Here is a 20,649-nt window from a genome sequence, read left to right on the forward strand (position 1 = left end):
GGTAGGGTCTGACGCCGTGTCCGGCATTCCCCGACCCGAGACCGTCGCGCCGTCGAAGCTGACCCGGCTTGCCGAGCTGCTTCCGGCCGCGCTGCACGGTGGTGACATCGACGTCACCGGGGTCACTCACAGTAGTGGCTCGGTGCGCCCTGGAGATCTTTACGCGGCGCTTCCCGGCGCGAACCGGCACGGCGCCGAGTTCATCGCCGCCGCGGCCCGCTCCGGCGCGGTGGCGGTGCTGACCGACCCGGCCGGGCGGGAGGCCGCGCTCGCCGCCGGGTTGCCGGTGCTGGTCGCCGACGACCCGAGAGCGGTGCTCGGCGCGGCCGCGGCGGCGATCTACGGCGAGCCGTCGCGGCGGATCACCATGATCGGCATCACCGGGACGGCCGGGAAGACCTCGACGTCGTACCTGGTCGAGGCCGGGTTGCGGGCGGCCGGCCGGGTCACCGGGCTGGTCGGCACGGTGGAGACCCGGCTCGGCGACTTCGTGGTCAAGAGCGTCCGGACCACTCCCGAGGCCACCGACCTGCAGGCGATCCTGGCCGCCGGCGTGGAGCGCGGAGTGACCGCGGTGGTCATGGAGGTCTCCAGCCACGCGCTGGTGATGGGCCGCGCCGACGGGATCCGGTTCGCCGCCGGCGGATACACCAACTTCGGCCAGGACCACCTCGACTTCCACCCGACGACCGAGGAGTATTTCGCGGCCAAGGCGCGGCTGTTCGACGGGCGTACCGAGGTCGGCGTGCTCAACCACGACGATCCGGCGGTCATGTCGCTGCTGGCGCCCGGCATGGTGACCTACTCGGCGTCCGGCAACACCGAGGCGACCTGGTGGGCCTCCGACGTGCGGCCCTCGGACTTCGGGCAGCGGTTCGTCGCGCACGGCCCGGGCGGGATCACCGTCGAGACCGGGGTCGCGCTGCCCGGCCTGCACAACGTGGCGAACGCGCTGCTCGCGCTCGCGCTGCTGGTCGCGGTCGGGATCGACCCGCAGGTGGCGGGAACCGGCGTGCGGGAGTGCCGGGGCGTGCCCGGGCGGTTGGAGCAGGTCGCCGCGCCCGGCGAGATCCTCGGCGTGGTGGACTACGCGCACAAGCCGAACGCGATCGTGGCCGCCCTGGCCGCGCTGCGCGAACTGGCCTCGGCCCGCGGGGGCCGGCTGGTCTGCGTGCTCGGCGCCGGCGGGGACCGGGACAGGGGCAAGCGGCCGCTGATGGGCGAGGCCGCGGCGCGGGGCGCCGACTTGGTGATCATCACGGACGACAACCCCAGGACCGAGGACCCGGCCGCGGTACGGGCGGCGGTGCGCCGGGGCGCCGAGGAGGCGCACACGGCCGCCAAGGTGCTCGAGGTGGCCGGCCGCCGAGCGGCGATCGACGAGGCGGTCCGCCTCGCCGCCGCCGGTGACGTGATCGCCGTGCTGGGTAAGGGCAACGAGCAGGGGCAGGAGGTGAACGGCCAGGTGTTGCCGTTCGACGACCGCATCGAGCTGGCCGCCGCGCTGGGGGGTCGCTCATGATCCGCATGACGCTCGGCGAGATCGCCGGGATCACCGGCGGCCGGCTGGTCAACAGCGACGGGTCCGCCGAGGTGACCGCGAGTGTCGAGTACGACTCCCGCAAGGTCGTCCCGGGCGGGCTGTTCGTGGCGTTCCCGGGCGAGCGGGTGGACGGCCACGACTTCGCGTCCGCGGTGGTCGCCGCCGGCGCGGCCGGGGTGCTCGGCACCCGGGACACCGGCGAGCCGGGGGTCGTGGTCGAGGACTCGCTGCGGGCGGTCGCCACGCTGGCGCACGAGGTGGTCGCCCGGCTGCCCGAGCTGACCGTGGTCGGGCTGACCGGGTCGTCGGGCAAGACCACGACCAAGGACTACATCGGCCAGCTGCTGTCGCGGCTGGGCCCGACGGTGGCGCTGCCCGGGTCGCTCAACAACGAGCTCGGCTTTCCGTACACCGTGCTGCAGGCCGGGGCGGACACCCGGTTCCTGGTGCTGGAGATGGGCGCCCGGGGGGTCGGGCACATCCGGCACCTGACCGGGATCGCCCGGCCGTCGATCGGGGTGGTGCTCAACATCGGCGCCGCGCACATCGGCGAGTTCGGGTCGGTGGAGGGCACCGCGCTGGCCAAGGGCGAGCTGGTCGAGGCGTTGCCGCAGACCGGCGTCGCGGTGCTGAACGCGGACGACGCGCTGGTGTCGGCGATGGCTTCGCGGACCGGCGCCCGGGTGGTCACGGTCGGCGAGGCGGCCGGCGCGCAGCTGCGGGCCGTCGACGTGACGCTGGACCCGGCGGGGCGGGCCTCGTACGTCCTGGAGCACGGCGAGCGGCGCGGGACCGTGCGTCTGCGCGTGGCCGGGCGGCATCAGGTGGCCAACTCGCTGTCCGCGGCCGCGGTCGCGCTGACCGCCGGCCTGGCGTTCGACGACCTGGTCACCGCGCTCAGCGAGATGAGCATGGTCTCCGACCGGCGGATGGACGTGTTCGAGCGCCCGGACGGCGTGACCGTCATCGACGACTCCTACAACGCCAACCCGTCGTCCACCGCCGCGGCGCTGCGAGCGCTGGCCGCGATGAGCGCCGGCCGGCGCACCACCGCGGTTCTCGGCTACATGGCCGAGCTGGGCGAGTTCGAGGTGTCCGGGCACGCCGAGGTGGGCCGGCTGGCGGCCGAGCTCGGGGTGGACCGGCTGATCGCGGTGGCGGAGAACGCCCGGCCGATCCTGGACGGCGCGGCGGAGGTGGGCGCGTGGCGGGGCACCGCCCGGTTCGCCGCCGACCAGGCCGCCGCGATCGAGATTCTGCAGGACGACCTGCGCGCCGACGACGTCGTGCTGGTCAAGGGTTCCCGGTACCGCACATGGGACGTCGCCGACTGGCTGCGGCGTTCCGAGGAGGTTCAGCCCACGTGAGGGCAGTCATCGTCGCGGCCGCGGTCGCCTTTCTCATCTCGCTCTTCGGCACCCCGATCGCCATCCGGGTCTTCTCGGCGCTGAAGGCCGGGCAGCCGATCCGCAGCATCGGCCCGCAGACCCACCTGGGCAAGCGGGGCACCCCGACGATGGGTGGCGTGGCGTTCATCATCGCCACCGTCTTCGCGTACGTCGCCGGGCATGTCGCGCTGACCACGCTGCCGGACCGGCAGATCGCCCAGGAGCGGCCCACCATGACCGCGCTGGTGCTGCTCGGTCTGTTCGTGTTCTGCGGCGCGGTCGGCTTCCTCGACGACTTCCTGAAGGTCCGCAAGCGCAACTCCGACGGTCTCAGCGCCAAGGGCAAGCTGCTCGGCCAGCTGCTGGTCGGCACCGGGTTCGGCGTCGCCGCGCTGTACTTCCCGAGCACCAACGGCGAGACCGTGGCCAGCGAGCGCATCTCCTTCATCCGGGACGTGAGCTGGCTGGACGTCGGCAAGGTCGGCGCGGTCATGGTCTTCGTCTTCGTGATCATGGCGATGTCCAACGGCGTGAACCTGACCGACGGCCTGGACGGCCTGGCCACCGGCGCGTCGATCCTGGTCCTCGGGGCGTACTCGCTGATCGGTTTCTGGCAGTACCGGCACTGGTGCGGCGACAACGACTACCGGCTCACCAACCAGCTCACCGAGCAGCACTGCTACCAGGTCCGTGACCCGCTGGAGATCGCGCTGATCGCGGCGGCGGCGGCCGCGGCCTGTGTCGGCTTCCTGTGGTGGAACACCAACCCGGCCCGGATCTTCATGGGTGACACCGGCGCGCTCGGCCTGGGCGGCCTGATCGGCGGCCTGGCGGTGGCCACCCGGACCACGCTGCTCTCGGTGATCATCGGTGGCCTGTTCGTGATCATCACGATGTCCGTGGTGATCCAGATCATCTCGTTCAAGACCACCGGCAAGCGGGTCTTCCGGATGTCGCCGCTGCAGCACCACTTCGAGCTGGCCGGCTGGAGCGAGGTCAACATCGTGGTGCGGTTCTGGATCATCGCCGGCATCTGCGCCGCCATCGGCCTGGGCCTGTTCTACAGCGACCACCTGGCGGTCATGGGCTAACTCTCACGCGACACGCCATCGGCGTGAACGTCGATGGCGAGTCGTGCCGACGATGATGGGGGCATGGCGGACGACCGTACCGAGAAGGCCCGCCCGTCACTGAGCCGGCAGCTGCTGCCCGCGGTGCACGGGCTGCTGGCCCGCCCCCTGTCGTCGTACTACCTGCTGATCGCCGGCTCCGGCCTGCTGCTGCTGATCGGGCTCACCATGGTGTTCTCGGCCAGCAGCGTGAAGGCGTACGCGACCAACGGCAACGCGTTCTCCGCCATCTCCAGCCAGGCGGTGTTCGCGCTGCTCGGCCTGGTCGCGTTCTGGGTCTGCCAGCGGCTGCCCGCGCTCACCCTGCGCACCCTCGGCAAGTACATCCTCGGCGCGGCGATCGCGCTGCTCGGGGTCCTGGACCTGATGAACGCCCTGAACGGCCTCGGCGTGCTGAAGGCGGCGGCGGACGGCTCGGTGTCGGTCGGCCCGGTCTCGGCCAACCTGCTCTGGCTCTACGTCGGCGGCTTCGGCATCCAGCCGTCCGAGCTGGCCAAGCTGGGCATGGTGCTGTGGGGCGCGGACGTGATCGCCCGCAAGGGCCCGGCCCTCGCGCACTGGCGTGAGCTGGCGATGCCGCTCTTCCCGGTGGTCGGCCTGCTGTTCGTCCTGGTCGGCTACAACGACGTGGGCACCATGCTGGTGCTGCTGGCGCTGATCGTCGGCCTGCTCTGGGCCGCCGGGGTGCGGCTGCGGGTGTTCGGCGCGCTGGGCGTGCTGGGGCTGGCCGGCATCGGCCTGCTGATCGCCGCGGCGTCCCGGGGCGCCGGCTCCGGTTCCGCCGAGGCGGACACCAACTACCGGGTGGAGCGGCTCACCGCGTTCCTCACCCCGCTGGAGAAGTGCAACCTCGACGGGGCCTGCTACCAGCTGATCCAGGGCCGCTCGGCGATCTTCGAGGGCGGCTGGTTCGGCGTCGGCCTGGGCAAGGGCGCGCTGAAGTGGGGCTGGGTGCCGGAGGCGGAGAACGACTTCATCTTCTCGATCGTCGCCGAGGAGCTGGGCGTGGTCGGCTGCGCGGTGGTGCTGGCGCTGTTCTCGGTGCTGGCCTACACCGGGTTCCGGATCGCCCGCCGTTCGGCCGATCCGTTCCGCCGGCTGGCGGCCGCCTCGATCACCACCTGGCTGGTCGCCCAGGCCGTGATCAACATGGGCGGGGTGGTCGGCGTGCTGCCGATCACCGGGCTTCCGCTACCGTTCATCTCCGCGGGTGGCAGCGCCCTGGTCGTGGCCATGGCGGCGATCGGGATCCTGGCCTCGTTCGCCCGGGCCGAACCGGATGCGGCGCGGGCCCTGAACGCCCGTCCGACTCCTCGATGGGTGCGACTAGTGTGGGCCCCGCTGCCGCCGCTGTCCCCGCCGCGGCGGCCGGGACAACCGCGTCCTCCTGCCCAGAAACAGCCGGGCACCCGGGCACCGGTGGGCGGGGGGAGGAGCCGTCTCTAGCCCGCTCTAGGGTGGCGGGCGGGGTGGTCGGATGCGAGAGGAGACGGTGATGGTTCCGCTGCGGTCGGTCGTGCTCGCCGGGGGAGGCACCGGCGGTCACATCTACCCGCTGCTCGCCTTCGCCGACGCGCTCCGGCGCCACTTCCCGCAGGTCCGGATCACCACGCTGGGCAGCCCCAAGGGGATGGAGAACCAGCTCATCCCGGCGGCCGGCTACGACCTGCGGGTGATCCCGGCATTCCAGCTGCCCCGCTCGCTGAACCTGGACCTGCTGCGCACCCCGGACCGGATGTACCGGTCCGCGCAGGCCGCCGGTGAGATCATCGACGAGGTGCGGGCCGAGGTGGTGGTGGGCTTCGGCGGCTACGTCTCGGTGCCGGCCTACCTGGCCGCCTGGCGGCGCGAGCTGCCGATCGTCATCCACGAGGTGAACGTGCCGGCCGGTGTCGCCAACCGGATGGGCATGAAGTTCACCAAGCGGGTCGCCGTCGGTTTCCCGCACCAGCTGGAACAGGTCGACGTGCTGCGCAACGCGCGCCTGGTCGGTGTGCCGCTGCGGACCGGGATCACCCGGATGGACCGCCCGGCGCTGCGCCCGCAGGCGCTCTACCACTTCGGGCTGCGCCCGGACCTGCCGGTGCTGTTCGTCTGCGGCGGGTCGTCCGGCGCGCGCACGATCAACCTGGCGGTGGCCGCGGCGGCCAAGCCGCTGGCCCACGCCGGGATCCAGGTGCTGCACGTGCAGGGCGGGCGCAACGAGCCGTTCGACGTGCCCGCCGACCTGCCCGTGCCGTATGTCGTAGTGCCCTACCTCTCCGACATGCAGCTCGGATACGCTGCCGCCGACCTCATGCTCTGCCGCGGCGGCGCGATCACGGTGGCCGAGACCACCGCGCTCGGCATGCCGGCGATCTACGTGCCGTACCCGTTCAGCAACCAGGAACAGCGGCGCAACGCGCTCCCGGTGGTGGAGTCGGGAGGCGGCATGCTGGTGGACAACAGCGAGCTGACACCGGACTGGATCGAGCGGAACATCATCCCGCTGGCCCGGGACCGGCAGCGGCTGGCTGCCATGGGTCAGGCCGCCGCCCAGTACGGCCGCCGCGACGGCGACGAGCAGCTGGTGCGCTTCGTATGGGAAGCGGTGGGCCGATGAGGGCGGCAGGCACAGAGACTGAGGGAGTGAAGTGGTGAACACGGCGGAGTTGACGCCGGCCGGTGAGATGACCGCCGAGGACCTGGGCAGCGTGCATCTGATCGGGATCGGCGGGGTCGGCATGGCCGGCCTGGCGCGGCTCCTGCTGACCCGGGGCGTCCCGGTCTCCGGCAGCGAGCTGCGGGAGTGGCCCGCGCTGGCGGCGCTGCGCGCGCTCGGTGGAACGGTGCACATGGCGCACGAGGCGTCGAACCTCGACGGCGTCGACACCGTCGTCTACTCCACCGCGATCCCCGCCGACCACGTGGAGCTGGTCGAGGCGCGCCGCCGCGGCCTGCGGGTGCTGCACCGCTCGGAGGCGCTCGCGGCGGCGATGACCGGCCGCAAGACCATCGCGGTGGCCGGCACCCACGGCAAGACCACCACCACCTCGATCATGACGGTGATCCTGCAGCACGCCGGCCAGGACCCGTCCTTCGTGATCGGCGGCGAGCTGTCCGCGGCCGGTTCCAACGGCCACCACGGCACCGGCCCGCACTTCGTCGCCGAGGCGGACGAGAGCGACAAGTCGTTCCTGGCCTACCGCCCGCACGTCGCGATCATCACCAACATCGAGGGCGACCACCTCAACAACTGGGGTGACCTGGAGACGCTCAAGGCGGGCTTCCTGGAGTTCGGCGAGCTCGCCGACGGTTTCGTGGTGACCTGCGCGGACGGGCCGGGCACCGAGGAGCTGATCGCCGGGCTGCGGGCCGCGGGCCGGACCGTCTACACGTACGGCGAGTCCGAGGGCGCCGACCTGCGGATCAGCGACGTGGTGTCGACCGTCAACGGGGTCCGCTACCGCGCCGAGCTGGACGGCAGGCCGCTGGGCGAGTTCAAGCTCGCGCTGCCCGGCCGGCACATGGGGCTCAACAGCGCCGCCACCGTGCTGACCGCGCTGAAGCTGGGCCTGCCGCTCGACAAGATCGTCGAGGCGCTGGAGTCGTTCCCCGGCGTGCGCCGCCGCTTCGAGCGCAAGGGCATCGCCGCCGGTGTCCGGGTCTACGACGAGTACGCCTACCACCCGACCTCGGTGCTGGCCGCGCTGCGCACGCTGCGCGAGGTGGCCGGCGACGGCCGGTTGCTGGTGGTCTTCCAGCCGTACCGGGTGTACCGCACCCGGGACCTGCAGGCCGAGCTGGCCGAGGGGCTGGCGGTGGCCGACCAGGCGATCGTGATGGAGGTGTTCGGCCCGGGCGAGACCCGCGGGCCGGGCGAGGGCGGTCTCGCCCTGACCGCCGCGATCGACCTGCCCGCCGACCGCAAGGTCTTCGTCCCGGACTGGGAGGACGTGCCGGCCGAGGTGGTGCGCCGCAGCCGTCCCGGCGACGTGGTGGTGACCATGGGCGCGCCGCCGATCTCGCTGATGGGCGACGAGCTGCTGGCCGCGCTCGCCGAGGCGGACCTGCGGCCGGACCTCGCGGGCTGACCCGTGGCGGGCTCGGGCACGCGCAACTGGCGGCTGGTGCGGGCGGACACCGATGCGGTGCCGCCGTCCGCGCGCCGGTTCATGGCCCGGGCCCGGCAGCGCCGGCTGCGTGCCGCGCTGCCCTGGCTGGTCGGGGCCGGCGTGCTGCTGGTCGCCGGTGGTCTGCTCTGGCTGGTCTACGGCACCTCGGTGCTCGGCGTGCGCACGGTCGAGGTGGCCGGCGCGCAGACGCTCGGCGCGGAACAGGTGCGCGCCGCGGCGGCGGTGCCGGCCGGTCGCCCGCTCGCCCGGGTGGACCTGGACGACGTGGCGGCCCGGGTGCGCGGGCTGGCCCCGGTGGACCGGGTGGTGGCGAGCCGCGAGTGGCCGTCCACCCTCCGGATCGAGGTGGTCGAGCGGGTCGCGGTGGCCGCGGTGCCGGTCCGCGGCCAGTTCGAGCTGATCGACGACGACGGCGTGCCCTTCCGGGTGGTCGCCGCGCCGCCGGCCGGCCTCCCGCTGGCCCGGCTGGCGACGCCCGGCCCGGCCGACGCGAACACCCACTCGGCGCTGACCGTGCTCGCCGCGCTGAGTGACGACCTGCGGGAGCAGCTCGTGGCGATCTCGGTCACCTCGCCGGTGGCGATCCGCCTGGAGCTGCGCAAGGACCGGGTGGTCATCTGGGGTGACGACACCGACAGCGAGCAGAAGAGCAAGGTGGCCACGGCGCTGTTGCGGCGCAAGGGCGACGAGATCGACGTCAGTGCCCCGACGGTCGTGACGATCCGATAATTAAATACCTAAACAGACAAAAACGTACGAACGGAATATAACCGTCGAGGTTACGGGTGAGTCGCATACTCACCTCGTAAGCGGACGCGACACGCCGCCCGGGTTCTTTGGTCGCGGCGCGATGTCCGCATACGTTGCGTCGAGAGGTTTGAGTGGTTGACATAACTCTAAACCTCTAGTAGAGGGTGAGGGTTTCCTCGCCCTCCCTTGTACGGCAGCGGATGTCGAAGTGCGGTTCCTCCCCGGAGCCGCAGGGGCCCTCGGCATCCGCCAACCCCGGAAGGGAAGGCTGAGCCCGATGACACCTCCGCACAACTACCTTGCGGTCATCAAGGTCGTCGGCATCGGCGGCGGCGGCGTGAACGCCGTGAACCGCATGATCGAGGTTGGGCTCAAAGGCGTCGAGTTCATCGCGATCAACACCGATGCCCAGGCTTTGCTGATGAGCGACGCCGACGTCAAGCTGGACGTCGGCCGGGAACTGACCCGCGGTCTCGGCGCCGGCGCGCAGCCCGACGTCGGCAAGAACGCCGCCGAGGACCACCGCGACGAGATCGAGGAGGTCCTCAAGGGGGCCGACATGGTCTTCGTGACCTGTGGCGAGGGCGGCGGCACCGGCACCGGCGGCGCGCCCGTGGTGGCGAACATCGCCCGCAAGCTGGGCGCGCTCACCATCGGCGTGGTGACCCGGCCGTTCTCGTTCGAGGGCAAGCGGCGGCAGGTCCAGGCCGAGGCCGGCATCGACGAGCTGCGCAACCAGTGCGACACGCTGATCGTGATCCCGAACGACCGGCTCCTGGCGCTCGGCGACCGCGGCATCAGCATGATGGACGCGTTCCGGCAGGCCGACCAGGTGCTGCTCTCCGGTGTTCAGGGCATCACCGACCTGATCACCACCCCGGGTCTGATCAACCTGGACTTCGCCGACGTCAAGAGCGTGATGAGCAACGCGGGCAGCGCGCTCATGGGCATCGGTAGCGCGCGGGGCGACAACCGCGCGGTCGAGGCCGCCGAGCGGGCCATCTCCAGCCCCCTGCTGGAGCAGAGCATGGACGGCGCGCGCGGCGTGCTGCTCTCCATCGCCGGTGGCTCCGACCTCGGCCTGTTCGAGATCAACGACGCGGCGCAGCTGGTCACCGACGCGGCGCACCCGGACGCGAACATCATCTTCGGTGCGGTGATCGACGACGCGCTCGGCGACGAGGTGCGGGTGACCGTGATCGCGGCCGGATTCGACGGGGGCTCGCCCTCGTACAAGCCGGCCGAGCCGGTGCGCAAGCAGGTGCCGCCGCCGGCCCAGACGCCGAGCCCGGCCGCCCCGGCCTCGCCGATCACGTCGACGTCGCTGACCACGCACCAGCAGCCGCCGACGCAGGCCACGCCGACGCCGCGCAAGGTGCTCTTCGACGACGTGGACGTGCCGGACTTCCTGAAGAACGGTTCGTGACCGCGTCCGGTGGCCGAGGGTTGAAAAGTTGAGTGACGACAGGCGGCGGGCCGAGCTCGCCGCCAACCTCCAGCTGGTGCGGGAGCGGATCGAGCGCGCCTGCGTGGCGGCCGGGCGGTCCCCGGGGTCGGTGACCCTGACCGCGGTGACCAAGACGTACCCGGCGAGTGACGTGCTGTTGCTCGCCGGGCTCGGCGTCACCGACGTCGGGGAGAACAAGGATCAGGAGGCGGCCGGGAAGGCCGCGCAGGCCCGCGCCGCCGGCGTGCGCCTGCGCTGGCACTTCGTCGGCCAGTTGCAGCGCAACAAGGCCAGATCGGTTGCCTCGTACGCGGATGTGGTCGAGTCCGTCGACTCGCTGCGCCTGGCCGCCGCGCTGGACCGGGCCGCCCTCGCGGTCCGCGACCGGCCGCTCGACGTGCTCGTCCAGGTGAGTCTGGACGGCGACCCGGCACGCGGCGGGGCGGCCGGTGACGATCTCTGGCGGGTATCCGACGCGGTGGCCTCTTCGGACGGTCTGCGTCTGGGCGGCGTGATGGCGGTCGCCCCCCGTGGCTGGGAGCCCGGCCGCGCCTTCGAACGACTTGCCGAACTGGCTGGCCGGATAGTTGCGACACATCCCGGTGCAACCACCGTCTCCGCGGGTATGAGTGGCGACCTGGAGGAGGCGATCCGGCATGGGGCGACACACGTACGGATCGGTACATCTTTACTCGGGATGCGAAACTCGCTGCGGTAGCCTTGCGGCGGGCAGCAAACTACACAGGTGTTGTTTTGCGCGACGTGCCACCGCCCGGCGGCCGTTGCGTCCGACGACGCAGCGTCGCAGCGGGTCACGGGTCCTGATCGGACTCCGGTGTCCGGCTCGCCAGGGGGGAAGCGGCACGCCAGAGGGGGCGCGGGCCGCAACAGCGGACGGAGGTGGGGGCACATGAGTACTTTCCGGAAGGCGGCCGTCTGGCTGGGGCTCGCCGAGGAGGACGACGACCGCGACTACGAGGACCGGGGATACCGCGAGAGCTCCTACCGCTCCGCCCGGGACCGTGATCGCGACCGGGACCGCTACTCCGCCGCCGACCGGTACTCCGACGGCTTCGACGACGACGACGTCGAGGAGGAGCGCGCGGTGCCGCGCACGCGCTCCGACCGGGACCGCTCCGACCGGGTCGAGCGCGCCGGCCGGCTCAGCGAGCGCGTCTCCTCGGTGCGTGCCGAACTGGACCGGGACGACGACGACCGGATCGAGCGGGCCAGTGTCCGTTCCATCACCCGTCCCTCGGTGGCGCCCGAGCAGCCCTCGGCGCTGACCTACTCCACCCGGGAGAACCTGGCGCTCGCCCCGCAGCCGCCGGTCCACCAGCCGCAGGTGCACCAGCGCCCGGTCGAGGACGAGCAGCGGTACCAGATCACCACGCTGCACCCGACCACGTACCGGGAGGCCCGGACGATCGGCGAGCATTTCCGCGACGGCGTCCCGGTCATCATCAATCTCACCGAGATGGACGAGTCCGACGCCCGCCGTCTCGTGGACTTCGCCGCCGGGCTGGCTTTCGGCCTGCGGGGTACGATCGAGCGCGTGACCAACCGGGTTTTCCTGCTCTCACCGGCGAATGTCCAGGTCACCGCGGAGGACAAGGCCAAGATCGCTGAGGGCGGCTTCTTCACCCAGAGTTGACCCGAACGAGGGATCCGCCGGACGTGCTGTCGATCGTGTTCCAAATCCTCTATCTGTTGGTGTACCTCTTCTTCCTCGTGCTGCTGAGCAGGTTCGTCATGGGGGCGGTCCTCCAGTACGGACGCCGCTGGCAGCCGAGCCGGGGCGCGTCCGCCGCACTCGAATTGGTGTGGAGCGTCACGGATCCGCCCCTCAAGGCGTTGAGGCGTGTGATCCCACCGCTGCGCATTGGTAACGTGAGTTTGGACCTGGCTTCCATCGTGCTGCTGGTTATCCTGTTCGTGCTCATGGAGTTAGTGCTAGTTCGCCTCATCTAGACCTACAGATAGACAGCAGCCTCAACCGCGGCCGCGACTGACCCGAGGAGTTTCGATGCCGCTGACCCCGGCCGACGTGCATAACGTCGCCTTCAAGAAGCCCCCGATCGGCAAGCGGGGGTATGACGAGGAGGAGGTCGACGCCTTCCTGGACGAGGTCGAGCGCGAGCTCGCCCGTCTGATCGAGGAGAACAACGAGCTGCGCGCCCAGGTGGAGCGCGGCGGTCGGGGTGGCGCGCCAGCCGGCCCGGGTGCCGACCCCCGCCTCGCGGCCGAGCTCAACGACCTGAAGGCCCAGCTCGACCGCGTGCAGCGGGACAAGTCGGCGGCCGAGCAGGCTGCCCGCCAGATGCAGGCCGAGCTGGAGCAGGTGCGCGCCCAGGGCCCCGGCCCCGGCGCCGGCCCGACCGGCGCCGACGGCGAGCAGCAGGCTCTCCGGGTGCTGATGATGGCCCAGCGCACCGCCGACGACCACGTGTCCGACGCCCGGCGCGAGGCCGACAAACTCCTGTCCGACGCCCGCTCCAAGGCGGAGGAGGTCACCCGCGAGGCCCGGGCCAAGGCCGACGCCCTCGAGCGCGACGCGCGTCAGCGGCACCAGGAGGCGATGGGCGGCCTGGACGCCAAGCGGACCGCGCTGCAGAAGCACATCGAGGAGCTCAAGCAGTTCGAGCGGGAGTACCGCACCCGCCTGAAGGCGTACCTGGAGAGCCAGCTGCGCGACCTCGACGGCCGTGGCCAGGGCTTGGAGGCCGAGATGGCCCGGGCCGACGCGAGCCGTGCGGTCGGTGGCACCGGTGGTCTCGCCGCGGCCGGCCTGGCCGGGTCGTACGGCGGCCGGGCCAACGCCATCGAATCGGGTCGCTGACCACAGCCCGGAGCACCTCGACGAGGATGAGCCATGATTCCTGCTAGTTTCCCGCTCATCCTCGTCGCGGTGGTGTGCCTCGCGATCGGTCTGATCCGGGGGTCGAGCAGTCTGCTCATAGCGTCGATCGTGGCCAGCCTGCTGGCCGCGGTCGCTCTCGTCATCGGCGCACGCCAGAACGCCGCTGCTCGCCGCTCCGGCCGCCCGGGCGACACCCCGCCGGGGCCGCGCCGCACCGCCGGGGCGCCCTCCGCCGCCCACGATTCTGCCCCGGCCGGCGCCACGCCCGCAGCCGATTCCGGGCACCCCGGCGACTCGCCGCACGCCACCCGCGCGCCCCACGCCTCCGAGTCTCCCGAGCCCGCTGACCTCTCCGCGGCGACGGGACGAACCGACCCGAACGGCTTTCCCGCCGCCACCGCTGATCCGCTATACGAGAATCGGCCCGCAACGGATCAGAACGCCGGCGATCTTCCCCGGACGCCCGATCCGGCGCCCGCCGCGGGAACACACCTGCCGGACGAATCGGCCGCCGCCGACTACCACGCCGCCTCGTCGGTCATCGGCGCGGCCCGCAGCAGCGAGGGCGACGACCAGTCCTGGCGCCGGCCTGCCGCCAAGCCGCCCGCTCCGTCCCCGGAGCCCGCCGGGACCCGCCCCGCTCCGGCCGGCGCCGCCACGCATCCGCAGCCCGCGACTGAGCCCGACCATGCCGGGGCCGGGTCCGGCGACCATGCCGACGCCCACCCCGAGCCGGTGCCGGGCGGGCCCGGCACGGCAGCGCGCGGCTTCTCGGCCCCGCCGTCGGGCGCCGCGCCGGGCCGGTCCGTGCCGGAGGCGTCCGCCGCCGACTCCCCGGGCCTGGGCGACGAGTTCGCCGAGCCGGACGCCGACGACCCCGACGACGAGCCGCTGCCCCAGTCGGTCCGCCCCACCGACGCCGTCCAGGTGGCCCGGCTCGACACCGAGGTCCTCGTGGTCGACAGCCGGCCGCGCTATCACATGGCCGACTGCCCGCACCTGGTCGGCCGCCTGACCGAGCCGCTGCCCGCCGCCGAAGCCGTCGAGCTGGGCTTCAGCCCTTGCGGGCTGTGCCGGCCGGTCGACCGCCTGCTCGCTGCCGAGGCCCATCACTGACCGGGCGCCCGGGCTGCCCGGGGTGGGTGCCCGGCTCGGAGGCGTCGCCGGGCCGGGTCGCGCCGGGTGGATGCCGGCCCCGGGGCCGGTATCGGATCGTGGCGTGACGCCGACCGGGCCGGGTCGGCACGAGCGTCGGCCGATGCTTCCGTGAGCGTTATTCTCCGCCGGTGCGGGGTGCGCGGGGTGAGCCGGCGGACGGCACAATGTCGGGCATGGCCAAGCGGGAGGTGCCCTCCGGGGTCTCGGTGCCGGTGCGGGTCCGGCCGGGCGCAGGCCGGACCCGGGTCGGTGGGCGGTATGCCGGTCCCCACGGCCCGGCGCTGATCATCGCGGTGGGCGCGCCCGCGGTGGACGGCAAGGCGACCGAGGCGGTCCGCCGGGCTCTCGCTGACGCGCTCGGCGTGCGCGCCGCCGACGTGGCGCTGCGGATCGGCGCCACCAGCCGCGACAAGGTCTTCACCGTCGACGCCCCGGCGGCGGATCTCGAAGCTCGCCTCACCCGGCTCCTCGACGCCTGACCGGCCCTCCACGGGCCTGGCCGGCCGTGCTGTCGCTCGGCCCGACTGACCGGCCGACCGCCGCGCGGTCTCTCGGCGGGCTGGACTGCCCGCGCGGTCTCTCGGCGGGCTGGACTGCCCGCGCGGTCTCTCGGCGGGCTGGACTGCCCGCGCGGTCTCTCGGCGGGCCGGACCGCCCGCGCGGTCCTGTCGGCCGGATCGCCCGCGCGGTCTCTCGGCGGGCCGGACTGCCCGCGCGGTCTCTCGGCGGGCCGGACTGCCCGCGCGGTCCTGTCGGCCGGATCGCCCGCGCTGTCCTGTCTCCTGGCCGGACGCCGGACTGACCGGTCGCCGGCACCGGCCGCGGGTCGTCGCGCCGGCACGGCTCCGGGCGGGTGGGTGAAACGGCCTCAAGGGGAGAGTGACACCGGGTGATGTAGAAGTGACAGCCGGTGTATCGTCGGGTATCCGATCGACGGCTGGAGCGTTCGTACCGGTTTGTCGGCCGAAGGGGACTCGTCGGGTTGTCGGGGCATCCCGCCTTCCGTATCGTTGCCAGCCTCCGGGGTGCGCGGCGCTGTTCCAGCCGCGCCATTTGTGCAGGTGGGGCAAGATCTACGGCGGCGGCCGCGGGAGTGGTCGCCGGGCCGGGCACCCGACACCGACCGAGCGCGTGGCGGCCGGAGTCGATCCGGCGAACGACCGGCGGCACGGCCGGTCCGGTGCGCCGCGCGGGGGCGCGCCAGGCAGGTTCGGGCCCGCACGGACACGACAACCGAAGCGATGCGTAGAGCGGCGAGGCCGCCGCGAAGGCCCAGCCGGCCGCCGGGCAGAGGGCAACCGGCCGCACGGAGCAACGCCAACCGATCGTCCGGGAGGCGGTGCCCGGGCGGCGGGACAAGGCGGCGCCGGTGGGCGGTCCGGGCGGCGGGGCAAGGCGTTGCCGGGGCGGTGCCGCAGGGCGGCCCGGGCAGCGGGGCAGGACGGTCCGGGGCGACCCGGGCGGATACGGGGAAGACAGAGGAACCGGCCGGCCGGTCCGGCGTACCGGTTCCGAGGACCGCTGATCGCCGCGCCGGGCGCGGCCGAGGGAGCGACGATGGCCAAGGCAACCGACATCCGGACCGCTGCGAGCGGCGCGGCCGCGACCGAGCGGTCCCGAACCGCGGCGGAGACCGAGGAGATCCGGGAGGCTCTGGTGGCGCGGCTCAACGAGCTGCAGGCCGAGTACGATCAGGCGCTCAGTGCGATCACCGAGCTTTCGCGCGAGCGGCTCGCCGACTCGGCCGGGGACGACCAGGCCGACACCGGCACCAAGACGTTCGAGCGGGAGCAGGAGATCACGCTGGCCAACAACCTGCTCGAGCGGATCACACAGGTGGAACGTGCCATCGACCGGCTCGGGTCGGGCAACTACGGTTGGTGCGAGCGGTGCGGCAACCAGATCCCGGTCGAGCGACTGGCCGCCTTCCCGTCCGCGACCCTGTGTGTCTCTTGCAAGCAACTGGAGGAAAGACGCTGAACGCCGAAAAGGCCACCCGGTTCGCTCCGCGCGCGGTGGCGGTGCTGGGCGCCACCGCGCTGGTCGCGCTGGCGGTCGACCAGTGGGTGAAACACCTCTCCACCGAGAATCTGGACCCGGACGAGCCGGTCCGGATCCTCGGTGGCCTGATCTATCTGTCGCTGCTGCGCAACAGCGGGGCGGCGTTCAGCTTCGGCAGCGCGTACACCTGGGTGTTCCCGGTGATCACGCTGGTGGTGGTGGGCTGGATCGCCTGGATGGCGAGCCGGCTGCGCTCGGTGCCCTGGGCGGTGGCGCTCGGGCTGGTGCTCGGCGGCGCGCTGGGCAACCTGACCGACCGGCTGTTCCGGGCGCCCGGCCCGTTCCAGGGGCACGTGGTCGACATGATCAGCGCGTTCGCGCCGTACGGTGAGCGGTTCGCGGTCTTCAACATCGCGGACAGCTGCCTGACCGTCGGCGTCTGCCTCGCGGTGATCCTGGAGTTGACCGGCCGGCAGCGCGACGGCAGCCGGTTGCGCAGCACGAGCACGAGCGGGACGGAAGCCGACACCGGCGCCACGACCGGGACGGAGGAGCGGGCATGAGCGGGACGCGTTCCCTTCCGGTGCCGGACGGGCTCGACGGGATGCGGCTGGACCAGGCCGTCTCCCGGCTGTTCGGGCTGTCCCGGACGGCCGCGGCGACGCTGGTCGAGGCCGGTGACGCGCTGGTCGACGGCATCCCCCGGCCGAAGTCGGACAAGGTGACCGCCGGCGCGTGGCTCGAGGTGACCCTGCCCGCCCCGGTCACCGCGCCGGTGCTGGTGGCCGAGCCGGTGCACGGGATGTCGGTGATCTACAGCGACGACGACATCGTGGTGGTCGACAAGCCGGTCGGCGTGGCCGCGCACCCGAGCCCCGGCTGGACCGGGCCGACCGTGGTCAGCGGGCTGGCCGCGATGGGGCAGAACGTGGCGACCAGCGGCGCCGCCGAGCGCCAGGGCATCGTGCACCGCCTGGACGTGGGCACCACCGGACTGATGGTGGTGGCCAAGTCCGAGATGGCGTACAGCGTGCTGAAGCGGGCGTTCAAGGAGCGCGAGGTGGAGAAGCGCTACCACGCCGTGGTGCAGGGGCACCTGGATCCGCTGCGCGGCACGATCGACGCGCCGATCGACCGGCACCCGACCGCCGACTACAAGTTCGCGGTGATGAGTGAGGGCAAGCCCAGCGTCACGCACTACGACACGGTGGAGGCGTTCCGCGCGGCCAGCCTGGTCGACGTGCGGCTGGAGACCGGGCGTACGCATCAGATCCGGGTGCACTTCTCGGCGCTGCGGCACCCGTGCGTGGGCGACCTCACCTACGGCGCGGACCCCACCCTCGCGGCCCGGGTCCGGTTGAACCGGCAGTGGCTGCACGCCCGGGAGCTGGCCTTCCTGCACCCACGGACCCACGACGAGGTGCGGTTCGTCAGCGAGTACCCGGACGATCTGAAGTACGCGCTGGACGTCCTGCAGGACGCCGGCTGACCATCGGGGAGTGCAACCGTGGGCCCCGCGCGTCGTCTGCGAGCGGTCCTCGTCAGGTTCGGCTCCGGCGCGGTCCGGCCGCCGATCATGACCGGGGTGGCGCTGGCCGCCGTCGCCGCGCTGGCGCTCGCCGTGGTGTGGGCCGGTCGTTCCGGCGTCCCGACCGGTGAGGAGCCGGGCGACGTGGTGCGCGTCGGGGTGGTCGAGGGGCAGACCGTCGACGGTTACCTGAACTCCTCCCGGCGCGAGCTGGCCATGCTCACCGCGGCGTCCGGGCCGCCCGCCGGGGACACCTGGGCGCTGGTCAGCCTGTCCGGCTACGAGACGCCGGGCCGGCTGCCCGCGCTGCTGGCCGGGGCGGCGGTGACCCAGGTGTACGCCCGGGTGCCGCTGCCGGACGCGCGGACCCAGGTGTCGCTGATCCCGGTGTACCGGTGGCCCGGCGACGTGCCCGCCGGGATGCTCGACGCGGCCGTGGTCCGCGATCGGGAGCAGGCCGACTATCTGCGGCTGGAGCGGGGGCTGACCGGGGACACCCGGCGGGAGCGGAGCCTGCGGGAGACGTACGGGAAGGCCGCCCGGATCGCGGCGCGGGAGGCCGCGGCGTACCGGGCCGGGTGTGCCTGTGTCTTCGCGGCCGTGGTCCGCGCTTCGCCCTCGGCGCTGGACGGCATCGCGTCCCGGCCCGGGGTCCGGGCCGTCGATCCGGCCCCCGAGGTGCGCGGCCTGGACCGCACCGAGTTCCGGCCGCCGCTGCCGGAGGAGCGCGGCACGGTCTCCGCCGAGCCGTCGGCGGCGCCGGTGCCGACCACGGTCCCGGAGGTTGCCACCGCCTCCCCGGGACGGTTACCGTCGTCGATCGGGTTCACTGTGAGTTCCACCTCACCCGCTCGGGGCGTGGTGGGGCTGGCGACCGCCGCCGGGTCGTCACCGCAGCCGCTTGCCGTACCCTCGGATGGCGAGATGAGTGCTGCTCATGACGGATCCGGGGGATCGTCCGGGCCATCCGGCGTCGGACCCGGCCGTTAGCTTTTCCGGTCCAGGCGACGTTCGGGCGGATGCACGTGCACGACCAGCGTGCCGCCATGTGATCAAGAACGACAGGGGGATGGGCGCTGGGCCGGTGGCCCGAATAGGGTTCTCGTCCGTAGCCTGTCATGGCGAGACCCCCTCGCCGGAGAACGACGTCGGGTAGGCGCAGAAAGGACAAGCCGTGGACGGGACCGAGACCGGCTGGGGCCGGCCTGCGGAACCAGCCCCGCGCTGGCGGGCCCTGCTCGACCGTGCCCGGCATGGTCACCGCGCCGAGGACGCCGAGGAGCCGCCGGAACCGGCCGCGGTTCCGCAGCAATGGGGCCAGCAGGCGCCTACGCCGGCACGCGCGGCGGCCCGGCCGGTCAACCCGCTCGATCCCCGGGGATATGACGGCCAGCGCCGCGCCCCCGAGCCGGAGCAGCGTTTCCCGGGCGGCGCGGAGCCGCAGCGGCCGCTGCCGCAGCGCCCGATCAACCCGCTCGACCCGCGCTGGCAGGCCCGCTCCGAGCAGCAACAGCACAGCTTCTTCGACCCGCCGCCGCGCTCGCCGCAACCGGCCGCGCCGCCGCCACCGGTCGCGGCGCCGCCACCGGCCGCGCCGCCACCCGCGGCCGCCGCGCCGCCGGCCCGCAGCGTGTACCCGCCGGCTCCCGGCTACCCGCCGCCCGCGCCGCAGCCCAACGGATACCCGCAGCCCACCGGGTATCCGCATCGGGCGGCCTACCCGCCGGCGTACGCTCCCGCCCCGGTCTCCCCGCCGGCCACGACGGCGCCGCCCCCGGCCCCGCCGCTTCCGGTCCAGCCGGGCCCGGCCCAGTCGCTCCCGGCCCAACCGCCCACGGCCCACGCGGGCCCGGCCGCGCCGTCCTCGCCGGCCGGCGCGCGGATCGAATGGCGGCAGACCCGCACCGACGACGGGCTGGACCGGGCGGTCGCGGTGATGCGGCGCAAGCTCGGGCAACCCCGGGTGCTGGCCTTCGCCAACCCCAAGGGCGGCGTGCACAAGACCACCGCCACCGTGCTGGCCGCGGCGACCATCGGCAGCGTCCGCGGGCGTGGCGTGCTGGCCTGGGACGACAACGAGCTGCGCGGCACGCTGGGCCTGCGCGCCGGCAGCGCCCGGCACGCCCGGACCATCAAGCACCTGCTGGCCGACCTGGCGCGGATCGAGAGCCTGCACGGCGACACGCTGCTGCAGGAGCTCGACGCGTACCTGCGGCACGCCTCCGACGGGTCGTACGACGTGCTGGCCGGGGAGGAGAACCCGCGCTTCGCCCAGCGGCTGGACCAGGGCACCGTGCGCCGGGTGACCGACCTGCTGCGCCGCACCCACGATGTGATCTGCGTGGACACCGGCAACAACGTGGAGAGCGTGAACTGGCAGACGGTCATGCGGATGGCCGACCAGCTGGTGATCACCACGGTGCCCCGGGAGGACGCCGCGTTCACCGCGGACTGGATGCTCGACGTGCTCGAGGAGAGCGGGATGGGCGACATGGTGGCGAACGCCGTGACGCTGATCTCGTGTCCGTCGCCGGGCGCTCTGCCGCTGCTGGAGGACTTCAAGAAGCACTTCGCGACGCGGACCCGCGCGGTCGCGGTGGTGCCCTACGACCCGGCGCTGGAGGTCGGTTCCTCGATCGAGTACGCCGATCTGCAGCCGGACACCCGGCAGGCGTGGCTGCGGGCGGCGTCGGTGATGCTGGAACCCTTCGCGGAGTAAGCTGATCCGC

19 protein-coding genes are annotated in these 20,649 nt (G+C 73.0%); all 19 read left to right on the top strand.

Annotation, left to right across the window (positions count from 1 at the left end):
- Positions 1-16: 16 nt before the first annotated feature.
- The 19 genes from ACTEI_RS08145 to ACTEI_RS08235 all read left to right on the top strand — a co-directional run bounded on the left by ACTEI_RS08145 (position 17) and on the right by ACTEI_RS08235 (position 20,639).
- Positions 17-1,522: a UDP-N-acetylmuramoyl-L-alanyl-D-glutamate--2,6-diaminopimelate ligase gene (locus ACTEI_RS08145; RefSeq protein ID WP_122977084.1), complete on the top strand. Its 1,506-nt coding sequence runs from the start codon at positions 17-19 to the stop codon at positions 1,520-1,522.
- Entirely contained in the window at positions 1,519-2,910 is a 1,392-nt protein-coding gene (locus ACTEI_RS08150; RefSeq protein ID WP_122977085.1) for a UDP-N-acetylmuramoyl-tripeptide--D-alanyl-D-alanine ligase, read from the top strand. The genes ACTEI_RS08145 and ACTEI_RS08150 overlap by 4 nt, the downstream gene beginning before the upstream one ends.
- Positions 2,907-4,022: a phospho-N-acetylmuramoyl-pentapeptide-transferase gene (gene mraY, locus ACTEI_RS08155; protein ID WP_122977086.1), complete on the top strand. Its 1,116-nt coding sequence runs from the start codon at positions 2,907-2,909 to the stop codon at positions 4,020-4,022. Before ACTEI_RS08150 ends, mraY begins: the two co-directional genes overlap by 4 nt.
- A gap of 63 nt (positions 4,023-4,085) precedes the next feature.
- Complete coding sequence (locus ACTEI_RS08160; protein WP_122977087.1) at positions 4,086-5,507, top strand: FtsW/RodA/SpoVE family cell cycle protein; 1,422 nt, start codon at positions 4,086-4,088, stop codon at positions 5,505-5,507.
- Positions 5,508-5,556: 49 nt separating this feature from the next.
- Positions 5,557-6,663, top strand: a complete 1,107-nt coding sequence (murG, locus tag ACTEI_RS08165; protein ID WP_122977088.1) for an undecaprenyldiphospho-muramoylpentapeptide beta-N-acetylglucosaminyltransferase — start codon at positions 5,557-5,559, stop codon at positions 6,661-6,663.
- 34 nt (positions 6,664-6,697) lie between these two features.
- Positions 6,698-8,134 carry a UDP-N-acetylmuramate--L-alanine ligase gene (gene murC, locus ACTEI_RS08170; RefSeq protein WP_122981990.1) on the top strand — a complete coding sequence of 479 codons (1,437 nt, stop codon included), beginning with the start codon at positions 6,698-6,700 and terminating at the stop codon, positions 8,132-8,134.
- Positions 8,135-8,137: 3 nt separating this feature from the next.
- The gene (locus tag ACTEI_RS08175; protein WP_239082245.1) at positions 8,138-8,905 is read left to right on the top strand and encodes a cell division protein FtsQ/DivIB; all 768 of its coding nucleotides are present in this window, start codon (positions 8,138-8,140) and stop codon (positions 8,903-8,905) included.
- 298 nt (positions 8,906-9,203) lie between these two features.
- Complete coding sequence (gene ftsZ / locus ACTEI_RS08180) at positions 9,204-10,352, top strand: cell division protein FtsZ (protein WP_122977089.1); 1,149 nt, start codon at positions 9,204-9,206, stop codon at positions 10,350-10,352.
- Positions 10,353-10,380: 28 nt separating this feature from the next.
- Positions 10,381-11,091, top strand: a complete 711-nt coding sequence (locus ACTEI_RS08185) for a YggS family pyridoxal phosphate-dependent enzyme (protein ID WP_122977090.1) — start codon at positions 10,381-10,383, stop codon at positions 11,089-11,091.
- Between the two features lie 192 nt (positions 11,092-11,283).
- A complete protein-coding gene (locus ACTEI_RS08190; RefSeq protein WP_122977091.1) occupies positions 11,284-12,027 on the top strand; it encodes a cell division protein SepF in 744 nt (247 codons plus the stop codon).
- A gap of 23 nt (positions 12,028-12,050) precedes the next feature.
- A complete protein-coding gene (locus tag ACTEI_RS08195) occupies positions 12,051-12,344 on the top strand; it encodes a YggT family protein (protein ID WP_122977092.1) in 294 nt (97 codons plus the stop codon).
- 55 nt (positions 12,345-12,399) lie between these two features.
- A complete protein-coding gene (locus ACTEI_RS08200) occupies positions 12,400-13,212 on the top strand; it encodes a DivIVA domain-containing protein (protein WP_122977093.1) in 813 nt (270 codons plus the stop codon).
- 33 nt (positions 13,213-13,245) lie between these two features.
- On the top strand, positions 13,246-14,349 hold the full coding sequence (locus ACTEI_RS08205) for a hypothetical protein (protein ID WP_122977094.1): 1,104 nt from the start codon (positions 13,246-13,248) through the stop codon (positions 14,347-14,349).
- A gap of 215 nt (positions 14,350-14,564) precedes the next feature.
- Positions 14,565-14,870, top strand: coding sequence for a DUF167 domain-containing protein (locus tag ACTEI_RS08210; protein WP_122977095.1), 306 nt, complete (start codon positions 14,565-14,567; stop codon positions 14,868-14,870).
- 1,078 nt (positions 14,871-15,948) lie between these two features.
- On the top strand, positions 15,949-16,371 hold the full coding sequence (locus ACTEI_RS08215; RefSeq protein ID WP_122977096.1) for a TraR/DksA family transcriptional regulator: 423 nt from the start codon (positions 15,949-15,951) through the stop codon (positions 16,369-16,371).
- A complete protein-coding gene (lspA, locus tag ACTEI_RS08220) occupies positions 16,344-16,955 on the top strand; it encodes a signal peptidase II (protein WP_122977097.1) in 612 nt (203 codons plus the stop codon). The genes ACTEI_RS08215 and lspA overlap by 28 nt, the downstream gene beginning before the upstream one ends.
- A complete protein-coding gene (locus ACTEI_RS08225; RefSeq protein ID WP_122977098.1) occupies positions 16,952-17,881 on the top strand; it encodes an RluA family pseudouridine synthase in 930 nt (309 codons plus the stop codon). The genes lspA and ACTEI_RS08225 overlap by 4 nt, the downstream gene beginning before the upstream one ends.
- 18 nt (positions 17,882-17,899) lie before the next feature.
- Entirely contained in the window at positions 17,900-18,910 is a 1,011-nt protein-coding gene (locus ACTEI_RS08230) for a hypothetical protein (protein WP_187645895.1), read from the top strand.
- Positions 18,911-19,094: 184 nt separating this feature from the next.
- On the top strand, positions 19,095-20,639 hold the full coding sequence (locus ACTEI_RS08235; RefSeq protein ID WP_122977099.1) for a MinD/ParA family ATP-binding protein: 1,545 nt from the start codon (positions 19,095-19,097) through the stop codon (positions 20,637-20,639).
- Positions 20,640-20,649 lie beyond the last annotated feature (10 nt).

Origin of the sequence: Actinoplanes teichomyceticus ATCC 31121, assembly GCF_003711105.1 — a bacterium.
GTDB classification, from domain to species: Bacteria; Actinomycetota; Actinomycetes; order Mycobacteriales; family Micromonosporaceae; genus Actinoplanes; species Actinoplanes teichomyceticus.

Bases quoted from the DNA above. Each gene is read 5' to 3' on its own strand.
- ACTEI_RS08150 (WP_122977085.1), top strand. From the start codon at position 1,519: ATGATCCGCATGACGCTCGGCGAGATCGCCGGGATCACCGGCGGCCGG.
- ACTEI_RS08160 (WP_122977087.1), top strand. From the start codon at position 4,086: ATGGCGGACGACCGTACCGAGAAGGCCCGCCCGTCACTGAGCCGGCAG.
- murG (WP_122977088.1), top strand. From the start codon at position 5,557: ATGGTTCCGCTGCGGTCGGTCGTGCTCGCCGGGGGAGGCACCGGCGGT.
- ftsZ (WP_122977089.1), top strand. From the start codon at position 9,204: ATGACACCTCCGCACAACTACCTTGCGGTCATCAAGGTCGTCGGCATC.
- ACTEI_RS08190 (WP_122977091.1), top strand. From the start codon at position 11,284: ATGAGTACTTTCCGGAAGGCGGCCGTCTGGCTGGGGCTCGCCGAGGAG.
- ACTEI_RS08200 (WP_122977093.1), top strand. From the start codon at position 12,400: ATGCCGCTGACCCCGGCCGACGTGCATAACGTCGCCTTCAAGAAGCCC.
- ACTEI_RS08205 (WP_122977094.1), top strand. From the start codon at position 13,246: ATGATTCCTGCTAGTTTCCCGCTCATCCTCGTCGCGGTGGTGTGCCTC.
- ACTEI_RS08210 (WP_122977095.1), top strand. From the start codon at position 14,565: ATGGCCAAGCGGGAGGTGCCCTCCGGGGTCTCGGTGCCGGTGCGGGTC.
- ACTEI_RS08215 (WP_122977096.1), top strand. From the start codon at position 15,949: ATGGCCAAGGCAACCGACATCCGGACCGCTGCGAGCGGCGCGGCCGCG.
- ACTEI_RS08225 (WP_122977098.1), top strand. From the start codon at position 16,952: ATGAGCGGGACGCGTTCCCTTCCGGTGCCGGACGGGCTCGACGGGATG.